24 protein-coding genes are annotated in these 23,267 nt (G+C 38.4%); 14 read left to right on the plus strand and 10 right to left on the minus strand.

The window, feature by feature from the left end:
* Positions 1-99, minus strand: a 99-nt coding sequence (locus AC4CVF_RS21330) for an FAD-binding protein (protein ID WP_490789968.1), incomplete at its 3' end; no start/stop codon positions are given.
* 203 nt (positions 100-302) lie between these two features.
* Here AC4CVF_RS21330 and AC4CVF_RS21335 point away from each other — a divergent pair.
* The 5 genes from AC4CVF_RS21335 to AC4CVF_RS21355 all read left to right on the plus strand — a co-directional run bounded on the left by AC4CVF_RS21335 (position 303) and on the right by AC4CVF_RS21355 (position 4,739).
* Positions 303-914 carry a DUF1285 domain-containing protein gene (locus AC4CVF_RS21335; RefSeq protein WP_419358749.1) on the plus strand — a complete coding sequence of 204 codons (612 nt, stop codon included), beginning with the start codon at positions 303-305 and terminating at the stop codon, positions 912-914.
* Positions 915-961: 47 nt separating this feature from the next.
* The gene (gene murI / locus AC4CVF_RS21340; RefSeq protein ID WP_034616447.1) at positions 962-1,840 is read left to right on the plus strand and encodes a glutamate racemase; all 879 of its coding nucleotides are present in this window, start codon (positions 962-964) and stop codon (positions 1,838-1,840) included.
* 107 nt (positions 1,841-1,947) lie between these two features.
* On the plus strand, positions 1,948-2,964 hold the full coding sequence (locus AC4CVF_RS21345; protein ID WP_419327723.1) for a DUF4062 domain-containing protein: 1,017 nt from the start codon (positions 1,948-1,950) through the stop codon (positions 2,962-2,964).
* A 99-nt stretch (positions 2,965-3,063) separates the two neighbouring features.
* Positions 3,064-4,074, plus strand: a complete 1,011-nt coding sequence (gene hemH / locus AC4CVF_RS21350) for a ferrochelatase (protein WP_336953460.1) — start codon at positions 3,064-3,066, stop codon at positions 4,072-4,074.
* Positions 4,075-4,094: 20 nt separating this feature from the next.
* Entirely contained in the window at positions 4,095-4,739 is a 645-nt protein-coding gene (locus AC4CVF_RS21355; RefSeq protein ID WP_336953461.1) for an MBL fold metallo-hydrolase, read from the plus strand.
* A 660-nt stretch (positions 4,740-5,399) separates the two neighbouring features.
* Here the strand turns inward: AC4CVF_RS21355 and AC4CVF_RS21360 are convergent.
* The gene (locus AC4CVF_RS21360) at positions 5,400-5,576 is read right to left on the minus strand and encodes a DNA gyrase inhibitor YacG (protein WP_336953462.1); all 177 of its coding nucleotides are present in this window, start codon (positions 5,574-5,576) and stop codon (positions 5,400-5,402) included.
* A 75-nt stretch (positions 5,577-5,651) separates the two neighbouring features.
* On the opposite strand from AC4CVF_RS21360, the gene AC4CVF_RS21365 reads away from it, so the two are divergent.
* The 3 genes from AC4CVF_RS21365 to AC4CVF_RS21375 all read left to right on the plus strand — a co-directional run bounded on the left by AC4CVF_RS21365 (position 5,652) and on the right by AC4CVF_RS21375 (position 8,025).
* The gene (locus AC4CVF_RS21365; RefSeq protein WP_419820743.1) at positions 5,652-6,320 is read left to right on the plus strand and encodes a class I SAM-dependent methyltransferase; all 669 of its coding nucleotides are present in this window, start codon (positions 5,652-5,654) and stop codon (positions 6,318-6,320) included.
* Positions 6,310-7,515 carry a TIGR03862 family flavoprotein gene (locus AC4CVF_RS21370; RefSeq protein ID WP_490789961.1) on the plus strand — a complete coding sequence of 402 codons (1,206 nt, stop codon included), beginning with the start codon at positions 6,310-6,312 and terminating at the stop codon, positions 7,513-7,515. Before AC4CVF_RS21365 ends, AC4CVF_RS21370 begins: the two co-directional genes overlap by 11 nt.
* Positions 7,516-7,614: 99 nt before the next feature.
* Positions 7,615-8,025: a GFA family protein gene (locus AC4CVF_RS21375; protein ID WP_336953463.1), complete on the plus strand. Its 411-nt coding sequence runs from the start codon at positions 7,615-7,617 to the stop codon at positions 8,023-8,025.
* 47 nt (positions 8,026-8,072) lie between these two features.
* Here the strand turns inward: AC4CVF_RS21375 and AC4CVF_RS21380 are convergent, their stop codons facing one another.
* The gene (locus AC4CVF_RS21380; protein ID WP_336953464.1) at positions 8,073-8,405 is read right to left on the minus strand and encodes a HopJ type III effector protein; all 333 of its coding nucleotides are present in this window, start codon (positions 8,403-8,405) and stop codon (positions 8,073-8,075) included.
* 145 nt (positions 8,406-8,550) lie between these two features.
* On the opposite strand from AC4CVF_RS21380, the gene AC4CVF_RS21385 reads away from it, so the two are divergent.
* Together AC4CVF_RS21385 and crcB are read left to right on the plus strand one after the other, a co-directional pair.
* On the plus strand, positions 8,551-9,399 hold the full coding sequence (locus tag AC4CVF_RS21385) for a hypothetical protein (RefSeq protein ID WP_419327721.1): 849 nt from the start codon (positions 8,551-8,553) through the stop codon (positions 9,397-9,399).
* A 125-nt stretch (positions 9,400-9,524) separates the two neighbouring features.
* A complete protein-coding gene (gene crcB, locus AC4CVF_RS21390; protein WP_034616430.1) occupies positions 9,525-9,905 on the plus strand; it encodes a fluoride efflux transporter CrcB in 381 nt (126 codons plus the stop codon).
* Between the two features lie 69 nt (positions 9,906-9,974).
* Here crcB and AC4CVF_RS21395 read toward each other — a convergent pair whose 3' ends face one another.
* Complete coding sequence (locus AC4CVF_RS21395) at positions 9,975-10,223, minus strand: type B 50S ribosomal protein L31 (RefSeq protein ID WP_004816804.1); 249 nt, start codon at positions 10,221-10,223, stop codon at positions 9,975-9,977.
* Between the two features lie 283 nt (positions 10,224-10,506).
* Positions 10,507-11,805, minus strand: coding sequence for an ABC1 kinase family protein (locus AC4CVF_RS21400; protein WP_336953466.1), 1,299 nt, complete (start codon positions 11,803-11,805; stop codon positions 10,507-10,509).
* Between the two features lie 199 nt (positions 11,806-12,004).
* Between AC4CVF_RS21400 and AC4CVF_RS21405 the strand changes: the two genes are divergently transcribed.
* Complete coding sequence (locus tag AC4CVF_RS21405; RefSeq protein ID WP_034616427.1) at positions 12,005-12,220, plus strand: DUF1737 domain-containing protein; 216 nt, start codon at positions 12,005-12,007, stop codon at positions 12,218-12,220.
* An 83-nt stretch (positions 12,221-12,303) separates the two neighbouring features.
* On the opposite strand, the gene AC4CVF_RS21410 is transcribed toward AC4CVF_RS21405, so the two are convergent.
* Entirely contained in the window at positions 12,304-13,659 is a 1,356-nt protein-coding gene (locus AC4CVF_RS21410) for an MATE family efflux transporter (protein ID WP_419327720.1), read from the minus strand.
* 40 nt (positions 13,660-13,699) lie between these two features.
* The gene (locus AC4CVF_RS21415; RefSeq protein WP_336953468.1) at positions 13,700-14,161 is read right to left on the minus strand and encodes a DMT family transporter; all 462 of its coding nucleotides are present in this window, start codon (positions 14,159-14,161) and stop codon (positions 13,700-13,702) included.
* Positions 14,162-14,279: 118 nt separating this feature from the next.
* Here AC4CVF_RS21415 and hemW point away from each other — a divergent pair, with 118 nt between their 5' ends.
* On the plus strand, positions 14,280-15,434 hold the full coding sequence (gene hemW, locus AC4CVF_RS21420) for a radical SAM family heme chaperone HemW (protein ID WP_336953469.1): 1,155 nt from the start codon (positions 14,280-14,282) through the stop codon (positions 15,432-15,434).
* A 76-nt stretch (positions 15,435-15,510) separates the two neighbouring features.
* Entirely contained in the window at positions 15,511-15,996 is a 486-nt protein-coding gene (locus tag AC4CVF_RS21425; RefSeq protein WP_419819895.1) for a hypothetical protein, read from the plus strand.
* A 210-nt stretch (positions 15,997-16,206) separates the two neighbouring features.
* Here AC4CVF_RS21425 and AC4CVF_RS21430 read toward each other — a convergent pair whose 3' ends face one another.
* Positions 16,207-18,030 (minus strand): acyl-CoA dehydrogenase C-terminal domain-containing protein, encoded by a 1,824-nt coding sequence (locus AC4CVF_RS21430; RefSeq protein ID WP_004725609.1) that lies wholly within the window; start codon positions 18,028-18,030, stop codon positions 16,207-16,209.
* A gap of 233 nt (positions 18,031-18,263) precedes the next feature.
* Between AC4CVF_RS21430 and AC4CVF_RS21435 the strand changes: the two genes are divergently transcribed.
* On the plus strand, positions 18,264-20,543 hold the full coding sequence (locus tag AC4CVF_RS21435; RefSeq protein ID WP_490789962.1) for a hypothetical protein: 2,280 nt from the start codon (positions 18,264-18,266) through the stop codon (positions 20,541-20,543).
* A 78-nt stretch (positions 20,544-20,621) separates the two neighbouring features.
* Here the strand turns inward: AC4CVF_RS21435 and aroE are convergent, their stop codons facing one another.
* Both aroE and hemF read right to left on the minus strand, forming a co-directional pair.
* A complete protein-coding gene (gene aroE / locus AC4CVF_RS21440) occupies positions 20,622-21,410 on the minus strand; it encodes a shikimate dehydrogenase (protein ID WP_336953473.1) in 789 nt (262 codons plus the stop codon).
* Positions 21,411-22,084: 674 nt separating this feature from the next.
* Positions 22,085-23,026, minus strand: coding sequence for an oxygen-dependent coproporphyrinogen oxidase (gene hemF / locus AC4CVF_RS21445; RefSeq protein WP_336953474.1), 942 nt, complete (start codon positions 23,024-23,026; stop codon positions 22,085-22,087).
* Positions 23,027-23,267 lie beyond the last annotated feature (241 nt).

The raw sequence follows: 23,267 nt of genomic DNA on the forward strand, positions 1-23,267 counted from the left end.
AGCTAATTGACGAATTTTAATCGCAGCAGAAAGACCCGCAGGGCCTGCGCCTACGATCACTACGTCAAACTCCATCGATTCACGTTCGATGTGTTCCATGTAGGACTCCTCATATTTCTAAGGGTGGCAACCGTGAGCATTTATTGGGAATTAATAAATCGGTGCTGCCATGAGTGTTCTAAAAATTCCGTGATACGAATTAACGCTCGTACCAATAATATATTTTGCGCTAGTATAGTTAGAAACCCTAATCTAGCCAATTGGCTGAGTCGTATTATTTTTAAGTCAGCAAGGCATAAACCATGGTAAATCAAAATAATTCAACATCAGCGGCTCAAAATCAGCCAGATTCTGATAATAAAAACTTAATGAGCATTGCACAATACTTAAAAGATGTACAGGCGGGTCACAAAAGGTCAATACCCCCTTTAGAGCAGTGGCAGCCAAAGCATTGTGGCAAAATGGATTTGATAGTAAAAGCCAATGGAGAATGGTGGCACGAAGGTCAATTGATCAAACGCCAAGCGCTTTTAGACCTGTTTACAAAAGTACTTTGGAAAGAAGATGGAAAGTTCTATTTAAAAACCCCAGTTGAACAGATTGAAATTCAAGTTGAGGATGAACCTTTATTGGTCAATCAAGTTGATCAGGTGAATCTCGATGGGCAGGTCTATCTACAAGTGACCACCACCAATCAAGACATTACACTGATTGATCCAGAACACCCTATATTTATGCGTGAATATCAAGGTGAGTTAAGACCTTATGTACATATTCGTTTCGGGATAAATGCCTTGATTCAACGTTCTGCTTTTTTTCATCTGATTGAATATGGGAAATTGCTTGAAAATGAACAAGGAGATACCATTTTATCTTTAGAAAGTGGTGATTTTCACTTGCAATTAGGGACTTGAGGTTTAATCTTGTTAATTATTTTTACCGTATGCCAATAGTGGATCAAATGAGCGCGATTCTTCCTCTCTCTCCTCTAGAAAATCCAATGCCAAAAGCCTTGGCAGATGCCCCGATTGGTATTTTTGATTCAGGTATCGGTGGGCTTTCTATTGCACAGGAAATTGCCAATTATTTGCCAAATGAACGTATTGTTTATTATGCCGATACTGCACATGTCCCTTATGGCCCACGGACGGATCAAAATATTCGTGAATTAACTGCGCAAGCAATCGAGTGGTTATATCGTCAAGGTTGTAAAATCGCAGTTGTGGCATGTAATACCGCTTCAGCATTTAGTCTGGATTATTTACGTGATCATTATGGTGAAAACTTTCCTATTGTTGGGCTGGTGCCTGCTTTAAAGCCAGCAGTGCTACAAACCCAGTCTAAAGTGGTTTCAGTTTTGGCTACACCTGCCACTTTTCGTGGAAAATTGATCAAAGATGTGATGCAGCGTTTTGCAGAACCTGCCAATGTTGAAGTACTGACGATTACCAATCTTGAACTGGTTCCCTTGATTGAATCTGGACGTTATAACAGTTTGGAATGCAAACATAGCCTGCAAAAGGTTTTAGATCCAGTCATTGCCAAAGGTTCAGATTATTTGGTGTTGGGTTGCACCCATTACCCTTACTTAAAACAAAGTATTCAAGAATTATACGGCCCTCAGCTTAACTTAATTGATTCTGGATTAGCGGTTGCACGACAAACGGCGCGTATATTGTTAAAAAATGAGTTAATATCAAGTAGCTTGCAAGAAAAAGGGGTGCGTTTACAATGTTTTGTGAGTGGGGAAAATGCAAAACAATTAGAAAATGTCATCAAACATCTCATACAACCAAAAATTACATGGTCTGTAGAAAATATTGTTGAAAAACTCGGCTAATTCTTTCAATATTGAACAGATTTAATATATTTTCATAAGTGTAGGGCATATCCAACTTAAAGCTCATGGATGGATTTAAGTAGGGTGTGACAAGAATGGGTTAACCTATGCTCGATAAACGGTATCAAGTTTTTATTACAACATCTGGCAAAGAAATGCAGCCAGAACGGATGGTCGTGTCACAAACCCTTATAGGGATGGGTTTTTTTTCTTGGGGATTAGAACAACGGACACCATTAAGTACCGCATTTGCACGTCGTCAGATAGATGACTGTGATTACGTTTTATTGTTGTTGGGGAGTCAGTACGGTGAACAATCTGTTTCAGGGGTGAGTTATTTACATCTTGAATATATTTATGCGGTGACCAAACAGAAACCAATTATTGTATTTATGCATGAGAGTCCTGAATTTCGCGAACCGCATTTAAAAGAAGAAAGTACGCTGCTAAAAGAAAAGTTTAATGAATTTAGACATCAACTACAAAAAGAAGTTGAGCAAGTCGTTAGCTATCGAACTTTACGAGATTTAGAACTTGCGGTACGTTCATATATGCCACAAATGCTAGAGCGCTATCCTGTTGTAGGATGGGTAAGACCTCAGAATATTCAAGTCCTACAAGATGAGATTGATCGTTTAAAAGCGAAGTTGGCGCATATTTCCGTAGAGCAAGGGAAAAAAGAAGCAGATCCATTTTTAACTTTACCCAAAGTTTCATTACATGAAGTGTTTAATTTTGATTATCGAATGCATGCCTATCAAGATGGTAATTTTAAAGAGTTATCGCCAGCGCGTGAGATGACTTGGGCTGAGCTGTTAAAAATCTTATCAGTTGAATTTAGACAACCGACGTCTGAGGATTTTTTCTCTAAAGTCTTAAACGAATATTTGAATAATACGGGTTTAACCGACGCACAAGTGGTGATGCCACGTGCCCATGCTGTGTCTAGAGCGCAGATTAATGTGCGTTCATTGCATACGATTAAGCAGCAAGTCCGTCAAAATGAATGGATCATTCCTGTGGGGCGTGATGATCGTCAGCGTATGCTATGGCAGATGACAGATAAATGCGTAAAATTACTTGAAAATTCACAACGTATTAGCAGTCGCTCTTCAATTTTTTAAGTTAAATAAATTGAGTGAGTCAAGATAAAAAATTTTGTTTAGATAAAGACTCTGTTAAGCTGATCATACGAGATAAACTATTCTGTAAATCGGGTGAAAATGTCTTTATCTAAACCTAAAGTTCTGATTATTATTGCCAATTTAGGGACACCAGATGCGCCTACAGCTCCAGCTGTTCGGGCTTTTTTAAAGCAGTTTTTATCAGATCAGCGTGTCATCGAAATTCCCAAAATTTTATGGGCAATTATTTTAAATGCATTTGTTCTGCCTTTTCGACCAACGCGTGTTGCTGAAGCTTATGCACAAGTCTGGTCAAATGATTCACCTATGCGTGAAATTCTATTTGAACAAGTTGAATCGCTACAAAAAAAATTAATAAGTACCAATGCTGATTTAGATTTAGAGATTGTGCCAGCAATGACCTATGGGCGACCAGGTATTGATGCTGTATTGAATGATGCGAAAAACAAGCAGTATGACCATATTATTCTTTTTCCGTTATTTCCACAGTATTCGGCAACATCAACCGCCCCTTTATATGATGCCGTTGCACAATGGTTGTTAAAGCAACGCAATATCCCGGGTTTAAGTTTTATTCGAGATTATTATCAACACCCACTTTATATTCAGGCGCTAGCCAACAGTGTGCGTGATTATCAGCAGCAATATGGACCAGCCACTAAACTGTTGATGTCTTTTCACGGGATCCCACAGCCTTATGCAGATAAAGGTGATCCTTATGCAGAGCGTTGTCGTATCACTGCACTTAAGGTGGCACAGCTGTTGAATTTAAGAGACGACCAATGGGCGATCAGTTTCCAATCCCGTTTTGGCAAACAAGAATGGGTAAAACCTTATACCGACCAGCTCTTACAAGAGTGGGCAGTGCAAGGTGTTGAATCTGTTCAAGTGTTAAGCCCTGCATTTTCGGCAGATTGTTTAGAAACCTTGGAAGAGCTGGCGATTCAAAATGCTGAATTATTTTTAAAAGCAGGGGGCAAACACTATGCTTACATTCCTGCATTAAATAGCCGTGCGGATCATATTGACTTATTTGAGCAACTTTTACAGACTCAATTGAATACACTCAAGTTTCATTTACAGGTATAGGGTTTTTTAGGAAAATTATCATGTTACAAGTCAAGATTGTACCCGTTACTGCATTCGCCCAAAATTGTTCTATTGTTTGGGATTCGGAAACCAAAGAAGCGGTATTGATTGATGCTGGTGGTGAGCCTGAGAAATTAAAACAAGAAGTTGAAGCATTAGGACTGACAGTCAAAGCATTGTGGTTAACACATGGTCATTTGGATCATGCTGGTGCGGTAGGTGCATTGGTCAAAGAATGGAATGTGCCTGTGATTGGTCCGCATAAAGAAGACCTGTTTTGGTTAGAAATGATTCAAGAAGTATCTGCCCGTTATGGATTTCCAATTCCTGAGCCTGTTCATGTCAATCAATGGTTAGAGGGTGGCGAAAAGTTAAGCTTAGGGGATGAAGAGTTTGAAGTGCGTTTTGCACCAGGACATACACCAGGCCACGTCATTTTTTACAATGCCAAATATGGTGTGCTTTGGACAGGAGATGTACTGTTTAAAGGTTCAATTGGCCGTACTGACTTTCCAAAAGGCAACCATCAACAGCTCTTAGAGTCAATTCAGCGTGAATGTTTTACCCTGCCAGATGAAACTCAATTTATTTCAGGGCATGGTCCGATGAGTACCATTGGTTTTGAAAAGCAGCATAACCCTTTTGTGGCAAGCAAAGCAGGTTAAGTATTCATTGTCTGACTTCATTATAAAAAATAATTAATAATAAAATTGTGAAGTCGTAGATGATTTATTCATCATTGTTTTTCTAATTCAATATTTTATATATGATTAAATGCACGATAAGCCACTTAAATAGTCATGTAAATTATGCTTAGATAAATCGATTAAAGAACAGTGTTTATATTTCTTATTTCACAATAAAGCTTTTAGACATTACTTAATCTATCATTGAAATAAGAGGGACTATTTGCATGATAATATTCAAGAATAGTTGTATTCATTGAAATTAAGTTACTTAATTATTTTAAATCATTTTTATTTTATCATTTCCAATTTGAGTAATAAGATTATAGTTGCAAATAAAATCCCGATTGCTAGAAGAGAAAAATCAAGAATATATACTCCAATAAAAGTAAAAAATACACATAAAATTGCTAAGAGAGCGACAAAAAATTTTAAGCCTATTGACACCTTGACTACTCCACCTTTCATGATGAGTTGAAACTGATTAGACTTTATACAAGTGTGAAAACAAGCTGTATGATATCGCGATATATTCAAAAATAAATGCTTATTGTAAAGTGTAATTGTAAGTTTTTTTAAAATTTTCTAAACAAGAATAAAGTATAGGTAATTAAAGTAAGTGTAGTTTGCTGAAGCTTTTCAGAAAGCTTCAGAATCCTCTGCTTGAGGTGCATCTTCTGTAGGTAATGTATAGTCTCCATTGGCCCAAGCACCTAAATCAATGAGTTTGCAACGTTCAGAGCAAAATGGACGAGATTCATTACCCGCCCAAGTAGACGGTTCGCCGCATCGAGGGCAAGGAAAAGTTTTAGACATATGGAAATCCTCATTTAAAAAAGCAAAAGTCGCAAAGAGTTGTTAAACTTGTGAACGATTTCTTGTTAGTTTGATCTGATTATGTCGATTCGTCAATTTCAAGCACAGCGTATGCATGCTCCTCGTGATTTTCAATGTATTGAAAATAACCCAATTTGTGTAGAAATTGGGGCAGGAAAGGGCAAACATGCTTTGCTCTTTTCTGAACAGCACCCTGAACTGAAATTGATTGCGATAGAAAGAACCCGTGAAAAATTTATTGCCATGCAAAAACAGCATCAGCTGGAAGGTCAAACAAATTTAACTCCTATTCATGCTGATGCATTACCGTGGGTGGTGCATGCACTTTATCCCTATCAGGTACAACAGTTTTTTATTCTCTATCCAAATCCAGAACCGCATAATCCTGCGCAACGCTGGTTAAATATGCCTTTTTTTGAATTTCTGATTTCCAGATTATCGGCAAATGGCAGCATCACTTTAGCTAGTAATATTCCTGAATATATTGCTGAAGCGGAACAGCAATTAAAAGATGTTTGGAAGCTACCTTATGAAAAACAAACGATTGCATCAGATTCAGCACGTACGCATTTTGAAATTAAATATTTAGAACGTGGTGAATTGTGTCAGCAATTGATTATTGCTAAACCTGAACACTATCAAACTCGTTTTGATGAGGTCGGACCACGTCAGGGTCAAAGTGTTGAAACCCTATCAGAATCAGAGCCATCTGATGCCAATTAAGAAAATCGCTATCATTGGGGCAGGCCCGGCAGGCTTGATGGCCGCAGATGTTCTTAGTCAATATACTGAGGATTATGAAGTTCATGTTTTTGAACAGAAACCTTCTGCTGCACGTAAATTTTTGATGGCGGGAAAGACGGGGCTGAATATTTCCCATGCAGAAGCATTTGAACAATTTATTCAACGTTATGATCATGGGGAATGGTTAAGACCTTGGGTTGAAAAGTGGGATGCAACTTGGATTCAAAATTGGATGCATCGCTTAGGAATTGAATCCTATGTGGGAAGTTCAGGACGAATTTTTCCTGTAGAAATGAAGGCCGCTCCTTTGTTACGTGCTTGGTTAAAGCAATTGGCAGTGCAGTACGTTCAATTTCATTATCGTCATCAAATAACCGATTTAAAGCAGCAACAACTCGAAATTCTTGATCTCAGGAACAATCAAGCACAGCAGTTAGATTTTGATGCGATTATTCTGGCATGCGGTGCTGTGTCATGGTCACGTTTGGGCAGTGATGGCGCATGGCAAAAGTGGTTGCCTGCTTCTGAAATTGAAGCGTTTCAAGCGAGTAATGCCGGTGTGGTTCGGGCATGGTCAAACTATATGCAACCTGTCTTTGGTCAGCCTCTTAAACGCGTAGACGCTTGGGTAGATAATTCTGCAAAGACACAAGGTGATATTGTGATTACCCATTATGGACTAGAAAGTGGCTTAATCTATAAGCAGGGGCGATTATTACGTCAGTTGGTACAGCACAATCAACCCCTGTCGATTTATCTGGACTTGTTACCTGATCAAACTGTTCAACAACTTACTCAGAAATTGCAGCCGTCCAAAAAGCAATCCAGTACCAATATCTGGCGCAAAGCAGGTTTAGATACAGTTAAAGCGAATCTGATTCGTGAATTGGTTGATAAATCGGTTTGGAACAACCCAGAAAAATTAGCACAACAGATTAAGCATTTAAAAATTGAGTTAGAAGGATTTCGCCCCATTGAAGAAGCAATCAGTTGTGCAGGGGGTATAAAGCAAGCCGTATTAACTCAGCATTTACAACTTAAATCCAATCCCTCAGTATTTTGCTGTGGTGAAATGTTGGACTGGGATGCTCCGACAGGAGGATATTTGTTAACTGCGTGTTTTGCGACAGGGCGTGCTGCGGGTGAGGGTGTACATCAATATCTCAATAGATGAGATTAGGCAAAAAAAATGATGGTGTTTTGATTAAAAACGCGACTTTTATGCTAGTTTGATGCTATTGCCAATAGCCTTTGAAATAGGGAGATTTTCTCAATGTCTGCTGAAAAAATATATACAGGAAGTTGTTTGTGTGACGGTATTCACTATGAGATTCATGGTGAAATTGGAGACGTGATTGAGTGTCATTGCCAACGTTGTCGTAAAGCCAATGGTACAGCATTTGCGACCAATGCACCAATTCAAAAAGCAGATTTTAAGATTACCAAAGGTGAGGAATTACTGAAAAAATTTGCATCGACAGCAACAACAACACGTTGTTTCTGCCAAGAATGTGGCTCACCAATCATCAGTATTAAAGCAGAAACACCAGATACCTATCGTTTAAGAATTGGAACTTTAGATACAGCTTTAGAACAGAAGCCAACAATGCATATTTTTACTGCTTATAAAGCAGAGTGGGATACCATTTGCGACGGTTTACCTCAATATGATGAGCGTCCATAACCGTGTAGAAAGGGATCGAATAGATCCCTGACTTAATTGTATTGTTGTTATTTTGCAGTTAAAGCATTGCCTTCAAATTTGATGCCATTCCAGCCATTTTGCATAAATTGGCGAATGTTCTGATGGTCTGTTGCATCAGGCGTTGCTAAAACAGCAGCATAATGCTCTGCAAATAGATTCAGTGTTTGTTGTTGATCTAAATCATTTAATTGTGCAAAAGAAAAAACTTTAGCACTGCCTTGGTTCTCTGTGGCAGCATTATGCTGTTGACCATTTTGAAATGCAGTCGGTGTGTGGGTATAACGAGCTTCAATATGACTGATGACATCTGCAAATTTTGCATCGCCTGCTTGAAGTTGTTTCAATAATTCTTGAGCCATGATGTGAAAATTCCGTGTTAAATCGTGCCAATATCATAGCCTATGGTTAAATAATTCAGTAATGCTATTTAATATTTTGAGATGGGCCAATCTTTAACCATATTTGCTAAAATAACAGCATCGAAATCCATAAAAATAGGTCGGTATGAATCGTCATAATATTAAAAATAAAGATTCAAACTTTATTTTGAGCCTGATCGGTCTTTTTGCTGAACGCCCATTATTATTAAAACTACGCCGTATCTTGATGGGTTTTATTCCTTTTCTACAGCTACAAAGTCAGGTCAAGAATCTTGTGTATTTGTCGTGGTTGGTGGATATAGATCAAGTTCGTTCACGCTATCCACAGCCTATTCAGTTATGGGAAAAGCAAGGGAAAACGATTTTTACCATACTGATATATCAGCATGAACATTTTGGTTTTTCTTTTTTAGGTCCATTACGTAAATTGATGCCATCACCGAAACAAAGCAATTGGCGCTTTTATATTGCCCCTATACAACAGGATAAAACGGTGATTTTCGAGCAAGTTGTGATTGACCAGCAGCTTTATGTTTTGAGTGGGCGTTTGGCAAGTGATGCGATGCCAGCACAATATGCAAAGAAATTTGTTCACCAAGTCTCTGAACAGCTGATTCAAACAGAGCTTGAACTTGATCCAGTTTATCAATTATCCAGCACGGTTCAAATCAATACAGATCCGCGCTTACCTGAGGCGTGGCAAAATTTATTCTCTTCATGGGATGAGGCCATTCAATATCTGGCTGAACAAGACCATGCATGGGTAGAATGGGTCGATCAACCTGAAAAACTATCACAAGGGGATATTGAAATGCCTTTTGATTTTAGTCAGGTTCTGCCTGCGCAAGTGCTTAATATTGCTTGCCCCTTGCTACAACAATGGGGTGTTCGTGAACAAGATGTATTTGCCTTTGTTGTGCCAACTTTGGACTTTTATGTCAGAAATGAGTTGCCACTTAAATTAGATCGTTAAGCTTCTCCATGTTAATCTGTGGATAACTATCCGCTTATACACAAGCTGCTTATAAACAAGCTGAGCTGTAAAAAATCGGATGGTGGGTAAATGCGTTTTTTAAAAAGTTTTAAGGATATCTAAACATGAATTGGCTATTGGTCGCATGCGGTGGGGCAATTGGTGCAAGTTTACGTTATGGTGCAGGGTTTATTATTTCTAAACCACATAGCCTATTCCCTTGGACAACATGGTCGATCAATATCTTGGGCTGTTTCTTGGCTGGGATTTTTTTTGCTTTTACCCAACGCTATCCTATTTTACAGAATGAAACTCGATTATTTTTAATGGTTGGAATCCTCGGCGGTTTTACAACTTTTTCCAGTTTTGGTCTGGAAACATTCCAGCTGATTCGGCAGGGACAGTTTCCAATTGCTTTGGCTTATACTGTTTCTAGTGTGATTGTTGGTGTGATCTGTTTAGCGATAGGCTTTTATATTTTTCAAATGCTTTTATCCACAAAATAATGTGCAATATTCAAAATGAAAAAGCCTAAGCTGAGGGAAGCTTAGGCTTAGACACAACATACAGTTCAATTAACGTTTAAAACGGGCAAAGCGTTTATTGAAGTTGGCAATACGACCTTCATTGCTTGCCTGACGAATTTCACCTGTATAGAAAGGATGTGAAGCACTGGATATATCGAGTGTGACATAAGGATATTGTGTGCCTTCATATTCTTTGGTGTTTGTTGTCTTGATCGTACTACCAATAACAAAGTATGCATTGGCATTGGTGTCATGAAATAACACTTGACGATATTCTGGGTGGATACCTTGGCGCATGGTTTTAACCTCTAATTATTTAAATATATTGCAATGTTATAATATTACATTTGGTTTGTAAAGTACTTCATTTGATGGGTATTCGTGTTGTCTAGCGGATTTGAAAAAAGTGAGATAAAAAAAAGAAGCCTAAGCAGGAGGATCTGGCTTAGACTTCAAATATAAGTTTAATGTAAAGCTCTATTCTTAAAATTAGATGAAGCGCATAACGAAATTTTTAAAATAAATGTGTTGATCCTGTCACTTTTAAATAAATTGGATGCAGTCGATTTCAATAAAAAACTTAGTCTTGTAAAGGTACCAGCTCTTCAAAGAGGTCTTTTAAATTATCATTGACTTTAAGTTGAATCAGATTCCAGTATTGGCCTGAAATTGTCCGATTTACCATTAAAGTATCTGGTGATGGTTTGAATACATCCCAATATTTTAACGATTTTTTCACCAGTTTGATGCCATCATGATGTGCTGAATTTTCAGCAAAATCATAATGTGTGGTCAATGGTCGTAATAAAATTTCAAGCCATGCCTCATATAACTCTACTGGAAATTTACCTTTTTCAGCTAACGCATCTAAAACGGTTAAATGCTCTTCAATCGTCACAATATCTTGTTTTCGTGCAGCTCTGACCAAGGCTTTAAAATGAGTAATGATTTCATTGGATAAGGTTTTTACACCACCAAAATCGTAAATGATCACACTGCCGTCTTCACGGAAAGCAAAGTTGCCAGGATGAGGGTCGCAATGGAAACGTTTTAAGAAGAAAATCTGTTGACCCAATGCCAATATTAAGCGTCGACCAATTTCATTGCGCACAGATAAATCCCAAGTACTTGCAGTCTCAATACTTTCACCTTTTTCAAGGCTTAGGGTTAAGATGCGACGACTCGAATAGTCTGTAAACACTTTGGGAATAATAATTTTTGTGTCCAAAGCTTGATGGAATGTTCTAAAAACTTGTAAGTTTTGTGCCTCAATTTCGTAATTGAGTTCTTCATGTAAGCTGTCTTGAATTTCTTTAAATAAGCGATCTTGTAATTTTTTATCTACTTTTAAAACACCCATTAAGCGTAATGCCAAACGAACCTGTTTTAAGTCACTTTCACATGCTTCATCTACCCCAGGATATTGTACTTTGACCACAACTTCAGTGCCATTTTTTAACATGGCTTTGTGAACTTGGCCAATAGACGCTGCTGCGAAGGGTTGTTCCTCAAAATGCAGAAATGTTTGATCAATCGGTTTGCCTAGCTCGCGTTCTACTTGTTGTTTAATTTCGGCATATGGCATTGCAGGCGCTTGACGTTGCAATTTAGCGATTGCTCGTGCGACTTCAGGTGGAAAGATATCTTTATATTGCGAGGCGATTTGACCAACTTTCATCACAGCACCTTTCATTTCTCCTAAGGTATCTGCAATTTGAACACCAATATCTTGGAACAGCTTACTGCGGGCTTCATTTTTTTGTTCTTCATCCGCATTAAAGTTACGAATTGAATTTGATACCGTTTTCGTCGCGATACTTGCAGTCATACTCGCAAGTTTCATAAAGCGGCGACCTGGGGTACTGGTACTTTTCGACATTCGTAACTATCCTTTAATTGGGATTAAACGTTTAATTCATTTTGATCATAGGCGACTATTGTTAAACTGCCTACTCTAATTTGTTAAGCGTTTGTTTCTACTTGGCTATTTTTAATCTTAAAATATCCAGCATGCTATCGGTCTCTTCTCAGTGGTTTTGGATTAAAATATTCTTCAATATTTTAATCGTTGTTGGATCATGAAAGTTTATCGTTATTTAACTGGTAAGGATGATGTGAATTTCTGTGCACGGGTCAGTAAAGCTTTAAATGACGGCTATGAGTTATATGGTTCTCCAACGATGACGTTTAATGGAACTGATGTCATTGTCGGGCAAGCCATTGTAAAAGAGGTTGGCAATGAATCTGAGATGTCTGAAAAGTTTCAGCAAGCCTATCAGCTTCAATCTGAGTAAAATAAAGTACACTTATAAAAAATAATGCTGTATTTAAACAGCATTATTTTTTAGCTAAACGCTTTAAATCAAATAAATCTAAATTAAGCCTGACTTAACCTTTTATTATTGGTATATAAGCGTGTCAGTAATAAAACACAGGCAATCGTGAGTCCGATAATCAGTCCTGTCCAGACCCCAGCTGCACCCATATCGGTATAACGTGCCAAATAAATCCCAACAGGGAAAGCGATGACCCAGTAGGCCAGCATGGTGATCCACATTGGGCCTTTGGTATCCTGCATTCCACGTAAGCAACCTGCAGCACTGACTTGCCATGCATCCATAAGTTGGTAACCAATCGCAAATAAAATTAAATATATTGCTGCTTGGGAAACATCATAGTCACTGGTATAAACAGACACAATCTGTGGACGAAGAATCAACAGGAGTAGCATGGTAATACAGGCGAATAAGGTACTGGTCATTAATCCAACTTTCTGCACTTTACGCATCGCATACCAATTCTTTTCACCATAATAAGTGCCCGTACGAATGGTCAGGGCTAAAGCCAATGACATCGGAATCATAAACAATTGCGATGTGATGGATAAGGCAATTTGATGTGCTGCAACGGTAACTTCACCAAGCGGACTGAGTACAATTGCACCTGTACTGAAAATACTGACCTCAAAGAAAATCGCCAAACCAATCGGCAATCCCAGTTTGAGAATGCGTTTAATCAGTACGCGGTCTATTTTCTCAAACATATTTAAGGGTTGTGTAGCTTGATAGCGTTTGGCTTTTAAAATATAGATGCTAATCGTGATGAACATGATCCACTGCAACAGGGCTGTTGCAAAACCACAGCCCGCACTTCCCAAGTGTGGAATCGGACCAAGCCCATACATAAAAATAAAATTGAGCGGAATTTGTACCACAAGTGCTACAAGGCTAATCACTGTAACTGGACGAGGATAGCCTAAAGCTTCTGAATAGCCGCGCAATGTTGAATACATGGTAAAAGCAGGCATACCAAAAGCAATTGCATGTAAAAACAAACTGGCTTTAGGCAATAAAGATTCAGGCACACCAACCAAAGGTAACAATAAAGGAATAATCTGTAAAATGAGCATACCAATAATACCCAGCAATAAGGCAACCCATAAAGACTGACGAACAATCGAAGGGATGTTTTCTGGAGTGCGTGCGCCATTGGCTTCTGCTACTAAAGGCGTAGTTGCGATCATGATGCCACTAAACAGCAGCATGACAGGAATCCATAAACCTACACCAACAGCAATTGCAGCGAGATCTTCGGGAGACATATGCCCAGCCATAATGGTATCAATCAATCCAAAGCCTGCCGCAGCAAACTGAGTGATTAATATTGGGAGCATTAAGTTAAAAAGTTGCTTTAATTCAAAGCGGGTAGTTGTGGCTTTTATCGATGCAGACACAGTAAATACTCGTTTTAAATGTGCTTAGAAAATAGATTGGTTAGCGTTGTAGAGTGAGAAGCACACCTATAAAAATCACCACGCCACCTAAAAGACGTTGCCAGTTGACTGGCGTTTTATCTGTACCCAGTAGTCCAAATTGGTCAACGATCATCGACATTGCAATTTGTCCAAAAATAATTAAGCCTGACAGGGTTAAAAAACCCAATTTCGGTGCAGTATAAATGCTCATACTGATTGCATAAACACCTAAACAGCCACCCAGCCAAAGATACCAAGGTATCACCGCTAAACTGGAAAGGGTTGGTCTTTGTTCAGCTTGTACAATCACCAAAATAGCGAGCAATAGTGTACCAACTAAAAAGGATAAAAGGGCAGCTTGTAATGGAGAGTGAAGATATTCACGTAGTTGAGTGTTAAGAGCTGTTTGAAAGGTCATGGCGATGCCAATACCCATAGTGAGTGGTAAAAGGAACAATAATTGACTCGATATTTTCAGCATTCTTCTTCATCTACTTTTATTGTTAATGTTTAGTCTAAAGCAAATTGATCACTTGTTCTAATCGGATGGTAGAAGTCATGTTAAAATAATCACTCTCTAAACTTGTTCTGAGCTTTCTTTGACTGATTTAACACCTCAAAATATACCTTTGTCGCTTTATATCCATATGCCGTGGTGTGTCCGTAAGTGTCCGTATTGTGACTTTAACTCACATGCTGTACCTGATGGGAAGCTGTCTTTAGATTTAGAGCAAGAATATTTGCTAGCATTGGTTGAAGACTTTAAAACCCAAGTGGATTTTGCTCAGGGACGTAAAATTCATAGTGTGTTTATTGGTGGTGGAACCCCGTCATTGATTTCTGCACAAGGTTATCAGTGGCTTTTTTCCCAGTTAAAAGCTTTAATACCGTTTGAGCAGGATTGTGAAATTACTTTGGAAGCCAATCCTGGGACAGTTGAACATGATCCTTTTGCAGACTATTTAGATGTTGGGATTAATCGTTTATCGCTTGGGGTGCAAAGTTTTAATCCTGATCATCTAACAAAGCTGGGGCGTATCCATTCCAATGATGATGCTGTTTCCGCCATTCAACATGCCAAACAAGCGGGTTTTCAACGCGTCAACGTAGATTTGATGCATGGTTTACCAGAACAGACTTTAGAACAAGCCTTGTATGACTTAAAACTTGCAGTCGAAAATGGAGCAACCCATATTTCATGGTATCAATTGACCATTGAACCGAATACCGTTTTTTTCCGCACTCAACCTATTTTGCCTGTAGATGATGTTCTGGAAACCATTCAAGAACAGGGAGAACAATATTTACAGGCCAATGGCTTTATCAATTATGAAGTGTCTGCATGGCGTAAAGAAAAACCGTCATCACATAATTTAAATTATTGGCAATTTGGCGATTATTTAGCGATTGGGGCAGGGGCACATGGCAAAATTACCCAAGCTGATGGTGTATACCGTTTTCAAAAAACCCGTTTGCCTAAAGACTACTTAGCCAAAGTGCCTGCTGAACATTTGCAATTTAAACGTATTGAAAAACAAGACATGCCTTTTGAATTTATGATGAATGCTTTACGTTTAAATGAGGGTGTTCATGCCCACATTTATCCTGAACGTACAGGGTTGAATTTGTCTGATTTAGATCAGGTAATTGGTTCATTAAAACAGCGTAAATTGATGTTGAATGATGACGCACAGTTGGCATGTACAGCGCAAGGTCATGTATTTTTAAATTCTGTGCTGGAAGAGTTTCTATAAATCTACAGCATAAAAATTTAGCTTTTGTTATGATCTGACTTAAAACAATAATCTATTAAAAGTTAAGGTCATCACAATGAATAAGTTTCTAATCAGTATGTTATTTGCTGTGGCAAGCCTACCCCCAGCATATGCTAAAAACGTTGTCCCTCAATTTAGCGATTATCTGGTGAAAGCTGTGTATACAGGCAAGACCGCGGAACTTGATCTTTCAGATCCAAGTGCCAATATGTTTCGCACTCGACTAAGAGATGCATTAACACAAAAACCAGATTTTGCCGGTGAATATGTCACCACCATGTGGGGCTGTGGCGGGGGATGTAGAGTCTATTCTTTTGTCAATAAACGTACGGGTCAGCTTTTAGCGGATGGCTTTGGTGGGGAGGAACGGACTGAAGATGTGGTTGCAACACGTCCAAACAGCCGTCTCTTGGTCACACAAGAAGAGCATATGAATCAAAACTATGAAGTGGATCAAGTGACTACACGTTTTTATGTGCTCGAAAAAAATCGATTTAAGTTGATTAAAACCATTACTCAACCCGCTTCTAAAACTCAATAGTAGGGGATGACAGAATTATCTGTTGGCTTTTAAACAGGTGAATTTTTAAAAGCATTAAAGCGAGCGCTTAAGGGCATTTTTAAGTTCAGGCTTTCAAGGATGGGCTTCTGCTACAAGTAAATGAATATCACTGTAGTGCAGCTTGCACTGTTATATTTAAAAAAACAAAGAGCGCCGTAGCGCTCTTTGTTTTTTCAGAAATCTTAAATTTTAGTAATCAAAACTAAAATGTTCTGCATCAAGTGCCATCATGGTACGAGATGGATTTACCATAGACTCAGCATGACCTTGTGAACGTGGTAATAATTGTTCAAAGTAGAAATCTGCAAGTTTGATTTTTGCTTTATAGAACTCAGGAACTTCGGCACCATTACCAGACGCTAGTTTTTCAGAAGCGACTGCTGCTTGTTGAGCCCAGTAGTAAGCCATCATTGCATAACCAGAGAACATCAAGAAATCCACAGAAGCAGATGATACGATTTCGCGGTCTTTACGTGCTGCAAGCATAATACGTACAGTCAAAGCGTTCCATTGCGCACAGATCTTGGTTAAATCCCAAGCAAAACGACGCATATATTTGTTACGTGCATGTTGACCACAGAATTTCAAGATTTCAGCGGTATATTCACGAACCACTTTACCTTTAGATGAAAGCAGCACTTTACGACCAATTAAATCAAGTGCTTGGATACCTGTCGTACCTTCGTACAAAGTCGCGATACGTGCATCACGTGCAATTTGTTCCATGCCATGCTCTTTGATATAGCCATGACCACCAAACACTTGCATACCCAAATTCGCAGATTCAAGCCCCATTTCTGTTAAGAAACCTTTGAGAATTGGGGTATAGAAACCAAGCTTATCATCATATTCTTCAAATTTTGCTTGATCACCTTGTAACATTGCATCAGTCATTTTATCTGCAAGTTGAGCGGCATGATAAATCATTGCACGACCGCCTTCTGCAAATGCTTTTTGAGTCAAAAGCATACGACGTACATCTGCATGGTGAATGATTGCATCAGCCACTTTGTCTGGATCTTTTTTACCAGATAGAGCACGCATAGACATACGGTCTTTTGCGTATGGTAAAGCACCTTGGAATGATAATTCCGCGTGAGCAAGGCCTTGTACAGCAGTACCAATACGCGCCGTGTTCATGAAGGTGAACATTGCATGTAAGCCTTTATTCACTTCACCAATCAGATAGCCTGTTGCGCCATCAAAGTTTAATACTGCTGTAGCAGATGCACGAATTCCCATTTTGTGTTCAATAGAACCACAAGTCACAGGATTACGTTCACCCACTGTACCTTCAGCTGTAGGGATGAATTTAGGCACAATAAACAATGAAATACCTTTAGTCCCTGCTGGTGCATCTGGAAGACGCGCAAGAACGATATGGATAATATTTTCAGTTAAATCATGTTCACCCGCAGAGATGAAGATTTTTGTCCCTGTAATCGCGTAAGTACCATCAGCATTAGGTTCAGCCTTAGTTTTTACTTGACCTAAGTCTGTACCACATTGTGGTTCAGTCAGACACATTGTTCCTGACCATGTACCCGCAGTCAGGTGTGGCATATAGGTATTTTTTTGTTCGTCTGTACCAAATTGCAGGATGGTATTCATACATCCCATGCTCAAACCTGGGTACATGGTGAATGACCAGTTTGCAGTCCCCATCATTTCAGATTTGATTAGGTTTAATGACATCGGTAAACCTTGACCACCAAACTCTTCAGGATAAGACAGGCCTTGCCAGCCGCCTTGAATAAATTGGTTATAAGCTTCTTTAAAACCTTTTGGTGTCGTGACTTCACCATCTTTAAAATGACAACCTTCTTCGTCACCAGATTGATTCAGCGGAGAAAGTACATTTTCACAAAAATCTGCAGCACCTTCTAAAATCATATCGACAGTATCAGCATCGGCATTTTCGCCAATTGATAGTGTTTTATAATGTGCAGAATAGTCAAAAACTTCATTCATTAAAAAACGTATGTCACGGAGCGGCGCTTTATATGCTGGCATGTGTTTAATCCTAATTTAAAAATAGTTTTGGATTTTCAATCTATAGCTTCATTATTCATAATCATATGGGAATTACATTGATAAGACTCTCTAAAAAAATTGTCAGAAATGCGAATTTGGTAGAAAAAGCACATGTGAATTTGTTGATTTTTTGATAGTCTTGTACACTTTGTTTTTTATTGTTTCATTGTTATTTTTATTGTCATTATAATATTCAAGTGGGTAGATCTATCATGCATTTAAAAAAATTAACATTGTGTTTATTGGGTTTGAGTTTATCAGCATGTTCTACACATGTGATTAAAAGCAATGCTTTAAATGCAGATCAAGACGCTCCGCAACGTGCAATTCAAGGGTTTAATGCCTTATATGAATATCCAAATTTTGATTACAGTGGACAAGTTAAGGTTCGACTTGATAGCGTTCAGAAAGCCAACACAGCTGATACAAAACAATTAGATCCTACAATTGAAAAAAAGGTCAATCAATACCTGAAAGATCAAAAAATCAAGTTAACCGATGCGCAAAAAAAAGATCTTTATCAAGCAATTGCTAAACAGGACTCAAAGTATTTTAGTCGTTTTGCTGGTATGGGCGCAGATGTTGTACAAAATATCGTGAATGATTTGCAGATTCGTTATGATGGAACGGTAAATTATCGTCAGAAAATGGCATCGTTTAACTTAGAGACACTGTATAAAAAACCCAACCTCTCTGTGGAAATGCGTATTCCTACAGTTTTGGATTTAAATAATTATAAATTCTATACGCATATCTTTTCTTTGATGCCTTATTTGGCTAATTCACAAGATCAGAATAAATATGCCTATTATGATTTTTCTAAATATAAAGATGATATTGCCAAGGTAAATGGAAAAGCCTTGGTTGAGTTGCTTAAACAATCAGGCGCAACCTCTTATTTAATTGCTTCCCCGAATCAAATTGAAAATCTTGCGGTGAGTTCAGCTGAGAAGCAAACAGGTGTGGTTGAAAAAATCCGCTTGAATACCACCATTGAAGAAATGTTTTTGCAAGGTCAATTGTATTCTACAGTAAATCGTCAATATTTCATGAATTCAGTGCTTGGATTGAGCGCTACTAATATTGCAAAACTATTAGATACTACAGGAGAAAGCCAATCTAGCGATGATGCTAACGAAGCGGCACAAGCTGCAATGAAAGCAGTAGAAGAAGCCTCAGCGGGGATCAATACTGATGATGCGGGAGTGGCTGATGCCGCTAGCGCCATGTATCAACTTTATAGTGCAGTCAATCGTCAATCTCATGACGCGTCTGAAGAAGAGGTGGATGCAGTTTATGCAGATGCACAAGACGCGGCTAAAAAAGCAGTTGAAGATGACGAAGACTATGCCACTAGCCAAGCTTCTGATGCTGCTGAGCAGGAAGATGACGATGTTGAAGCTGAGTCTGAAGACGTATCAGCAGCGCGTCAGAAAATTTTAACTGAACAACAGTGTGAAGATTTAACAAAAGCAAAAGCTCATCCACGTTTTGGTGATGTGGAATATTGCCAGTATCATTATGAAATTGATGTTTTAAGTACTGAACAAAAGGATGATGCATCTTCAGCCAGCAAAACTTTACAGCAGCAAAGTAATGCAGCGCTTGTCAAAACCTTTACAGGCTATGCGAAAGACCAGTTGGTTGATGCTCAACAATTTAAACAATTGTGGAATCAACATCATACTGAAGTTGAAGCCAGTTTGCCGGCTAAAAACAAACGTAATCCTTTAATCGTTGATCTGTCTTTAGATAACAAAGGCCGGGCGGTAAAAGTAGATTATGATTTGGGTGTGGATTTTGATAAATTAAATCGTAAGCTGAATGTTAAGATGGATATGCAATTCCTTAATTATGGAAATGCCAGCAAGATCGACCAGAGTGTTTTACAGCAAGCCAAACCATTTAAAGACATCTTTAAAGGCAGCATTATGGAGCAAGCTGTAGGTGGTATTGCGGGTGTTTCAGGTGATACAGGCAGCCGTTCAGAACAAAAATACTTAACTTTAGATGAGCGTTTAGCACAGTTGGCTGAACAGGTGTTTGCACAAACGGGTTCCTATGAAAAAACCTATAAAGCGGTATTTATTGCCAAACTGACTGCAGAAAAACCTGAGCTAATCAAACAATACTCTGCTCAAGATTTACAGGAAATTGCGGCAGTCTACGCTTATTCTTATTCTGATGAAGAGATTTACAATCCAAAAGGCCAGACTTTAAAGCAGATCCAAGCTTTACAGAAAAAACATCATTTGGAAGATGACCACCAATATGATGATGGACTTGGAAATGCTGTTGATGAGATCGTGGCTAAAGTCTGGAAAGATAAGCAAAGTGTTTTAGAAATTCAGAATTTAGTTAAGAAATACAAAACCACTGAAGCTGTTTTTGCGCAATATTATATGCAGAAGTTTGAAGCAGAAAATGAGATTGAAAAAGGGCAACGTGCTGACTTTATCAAACAGATCTTGAGTGATGCCAAGTTAAAGTAATTGATCTTGGTTTGGTTAAAAAGAACCTCAATTGAGGTTCTTTTTTATTGATTTTTTAAAACAAAGATACATCCATGATTAAAGAAAATCTTTTAAATTTGGACGAACCCCATTCCAAATATAAAATGCTTCGATGGCTTGTCCAACCAACATACCGAAGCCTTCTGAGCTTGGAATCTGGCGCGCTTTGGCTTGATCGATAAAACTTGAAGGTTTGCCATATGCCATTTCATAAGCATGGTGAAAGGTTAAGGTTTCAGGAAGAATCAGTGCATCACCCGTTAAGCTTGCCGAAGTCGCATTGATAACAAGATCAAATTGCCCATCTAATTCATCTAGGCTACAAGCGGAAAGTTCTGCTTCAGGAACAGCGCTTTGTAAATCTGCCACCAATTGTTCCGCACGTGAACGGGTACGGTTGGCAATCACAATCATTTTAGCCCCCGCTTTTACCAAAGGGTAAACCACACCGCGAGTTGCACCGCCTGCACCAATAATCAAAATATCTGTGTTTTCTAAAGTCCAGTCCAATGCTTTAATCGCATCGACTAAACCTTGTCCATCTGTATTGTCACCATGCAAAATGCCGTTTTCCATCCAAAGCGTATTGACTGCCTTAGCGATTTTTGCGCGTTCTGTCAGTTGTTGGCATAAGGCAAAAGCTTGTTCTTTAAATGGCACAGTAACATTCATACCTATGCCATTGTGTGCAAAAAATTCATTAACACTTGCAGTAAAGCCATCGAGTGGGGCAAGACGTTTTACATAGTTGAGATCAATACCAGTCTTTTCTGCAAAGGCATGGTGTAGTTCAGGTGAACGAGAGTGTTCAATCGGATTTCCAATGACTGCGAATAGTTTACTCATGCCAAATGTCCAAGTATTGATTGTATTGATTTTTAGAGAATCTCGACAATATACGTGAAAATGGATGATACAACCAAACTATATGCAGTTTAGCTTATGCTAAAATTTGAATAAATTGATGATTTAGAGCGCTTTTTTAATCGCGCTAAAGCTGGTTTTTAAGAGGAAGGTTTTTTGGGAAATGTTGTGCTTTAAAAAAGATGCTTATGGGTTGCAAACTGACTCTAAGAAGTCAAGAAAAATCATAGCAAAAACAACAAGAAATCCAGCAGATAATACAACACTAGAGGTAATCGAGATGCTGTCAGAGAGATGGTTGTTAGAGATAATAGTGGTTGAAATAGAGCATGCTAATAAAAATAAAATACTGAATGAAAGTGTAACCTTGTGATTTTCTAATAAATTCCTCATACCTACCTCTGGTTTCTACCGCTATAATAATCTTTAATGCTAAGACTTTTTTCAAAAAAATTAAGGAAATTTTAAGGTTGGTATCTTAGCCAAGTTCGAACATATATTAAATTAAAAAAGTGTCCTAATCGTGAATTATTCTCATTTTAATTGTGAGTAAATCTTTCAAGACTTATTTTCTCAGAAGTATTCAACGGTTTAAGTTAAAAAGCTATCTTAAATGAAAGATAGCTTTTTAACGATGAAGCTTAAATTGCTGATGATTACTTTAATATGGACAACCAGTCTTTAGGCTTTAAATAATGATCAGTGAGGCGTTTTTCTGGGCTATTTTCATCCCATTCTGGGCGATAAGACCATGCAGCAAGTGGTGGCATGCTGACCAGAATAGATTCAATTCGCCCACCAGTTTGTAAGCCAAATAAAGTTCCACGATCATAAACCAAATTATATTCAACGTAGCGACCACGACGATACAGTTGGAAGTCTCGTTGGGCTTGTGTAAATGGTTTATCCTGATTTCTTTGGAAAATAGGCAAAATAGCATTTAAATAACCATGAGCGACCGCTTGTATATATTCAAAGCATTTTTCAAAATCCCATTGGTTTAAATCATCAAAAAACAATCCACCAATACCCCGTTGTTCATCACGATGTTTTAAATAGAAATAATCATCGCACCATTGCTTATGTTCCATATAAATTTCTTTACCAAACGGTGCACATAGATCAAATGCTGTTTGGTGCCAAGATAAAACATCTTCATCATTCGGGTAAAAAGGCGTGAGGTCAAAACCACCACCAAACCACCAAATTGGTGCCTGTCCTTCAGGTTCTGCAACAAATAGCCGTACATTGGCGTGAGATGTTGGAACATTGGGGTTTGTTGGATGAATGACCAAAGAAACACCCAAGGCTTGTGCTTTGGCTCCAGCAATTGCTGGATGGCGTTCTGTTGCTGAAGCTGGTAGTTTGGAAATGTTGATGTGAGAAAACATCACCCCGCCTTTTTCGATCACAGTACCATTTTGTAAAACACATGAACGGCCACCGCCCCCTTCAGGGCGTTGCCAGTCATCAATTTCAAATGTTGCAGTGCCATGGCCTAATTTTTCTTGTTGCTCTAGGGCAGAGCAGATTCGAGCTTGTAAATCTGTCAGGAAATCACGAACACGTTGAATATCTGCAGAAGTCGGGTTTTGCATGATCATCCTCAAAGGAGAATTGAAAAATTTTCTACATCAAAACATAAAAATTCAAAAAAAACAAAACGAAGTCATCATGAAGACATTTTTTGAACGTGCCGTGAATTAATTGAACGTGACTGAAAATCTTTGGTTATCGTTGGCATAAGCTTCGCAATCCCGAGCAATTCGCTAGGTTGAAATCTATCCTTAAGCTCAGCACAATGTATTGAGGATAAATTCAATTTTGGGTTTATTTCAT

The organism is Acinetobacter sp. LipI_19 (assembly GCF_058242925.1).

Bases quoted from the DNA above. Each gene is read 5' to 3' on its own strand.
- AC4CVF_RS21400 (WP_336953466.1), bottom strand. From the start codon at position 11,805: ATGTCGAAAAGTACCAGTACCCCAGGTCGCCGCTTTATGAAACTTGCG.
- murI (WP_034616447.1), top strand. From the start codon at position 962: ATGAGCGCGATTCTTCCTCTCTCTCCTCTAGAAAATCCAATGCCAAAA.
- AC4CVF_RS21415 (WP_336953468.1), bottom strand. From the start codon at position 14,161: ATGCTGAAAATATCGAGTCAATTATTGTTCCTTTTACCACTCACTATG.
- AC4CVF_RS21335 (WP_419358749.1), top strand. From the start codon at position 303: ATGGTAAATCAAAATAATTCAACATCAGCGGCTCAAAATCAGCCAGAT.
- AC4CVF_RS21380 (WP_336953464.1), bottom strand. From the start codon at position 8,405: ATGGCTCAAGAATTATTGAAACAACTTCAAGCAGGCGATGCAAAATTT.
- AC4CVF_RS21345 (WP_419327723.1), top strand. From the start codon at position 1,948: ATGCTCGATAAACGGTATCAAGTTTTTATTACAACATCTGGCAAAGAA.
- crcB (WP_034616430.1), top strand. From the start codon at position 9,525: ATGAATTGGCTATTGGTCGCATGCGGTGGGGCAATTGGTGCAAGTTTA.
- AC4CVF_RS21370 (WP_490789961.1), top strand. From the start codon at position 6,310: ATGCCAATTAAGAAAATCGCTATCATTGGGGCAGGCCCGGCAGGCTTG.
- aroE (WP_336953473.1), bottom strand. From the start codon at position 21,410: ATGAGTAAACTATTCGCAGTCATTGGAAATCCGATTGAACACTCTCGT.
- hemF (WP_336953474.1), bottom strand. From the start codon at position 23,026: ATGCAAAACCCGACTTCTGCAGATATTCAACGTGTTCGTGATTTCCTG.
- AC4CVF_RS21375 (WP_336953463.1), top strand. From the start codon at position 7,615: ATGTCTGCTGAAAAAATATATACAGGAAGTTGTTTGTGTGACGGTATT.
- AC4CVF_RS21385 (WP_419327721.1), top strand. From the start codon at position 8,551: ATGAATCGTCATAATATTAAAAATAAAGATTCAAACTTTATTTTGAGC.
- AC4CVF_RS21395 (WP_004816804.1), bottom strand. From the start codon at position 10,223: ATGCGCCAAGGTATCCACCCAGAATATCGTCAAGTGTTATTTCATGAC.
- AC4CVF_RS21425 (WP_419819895.1), top strand. From the start codon at position 15,511: ATGAATAAGTTTCTAATCAGTATGTTATTTGCTGTGGCAAGCCTACCC.
- hemH (WP_336953460.1), top strand. From the start codon at position 3,064: ATGTCTTTATCTAAACCTAAAGTTCTGATTATTATTGCCAATTTAGGG.
- AC4CVF_RS21355 (WP_336953461.1), top strand. From the start codon at position 4,095: ATGTTACAAGTCAAGATTGTACCCGTTACTGCATTCGCCCAAAATTGT.
- AC4CVF_RS21430 (WP_004725609.1), bottom strand. From the start codon at position 18,030: ATGCCAGCATATAAAGCGCCGCTCCGTGACATACGTTTTTTAATGAAT.
- AC4CVF_RS21435 (WP_490789962.1), top strand. From the start codon at position 18,264: ATGCATTTAAAAAAATTAACATTGTGTTTATTGGGTTTGAGTTTATCA.
- AC4CVF_RS21405 (WP_034616427.1), top strand. From the start codon at position 12,005: ATGAAAGTTTATCGTTATTTAACTGGTAAGGATGATGTGAATTTCTGT.
- AC4CVF_RS21360 (WP_336953462.1), bottom strand. From the start codon at position 5,576: ATGTCTAAAACTTTTCCTTGCCCTCGATGCGGCGAACCGTCTACTTGG.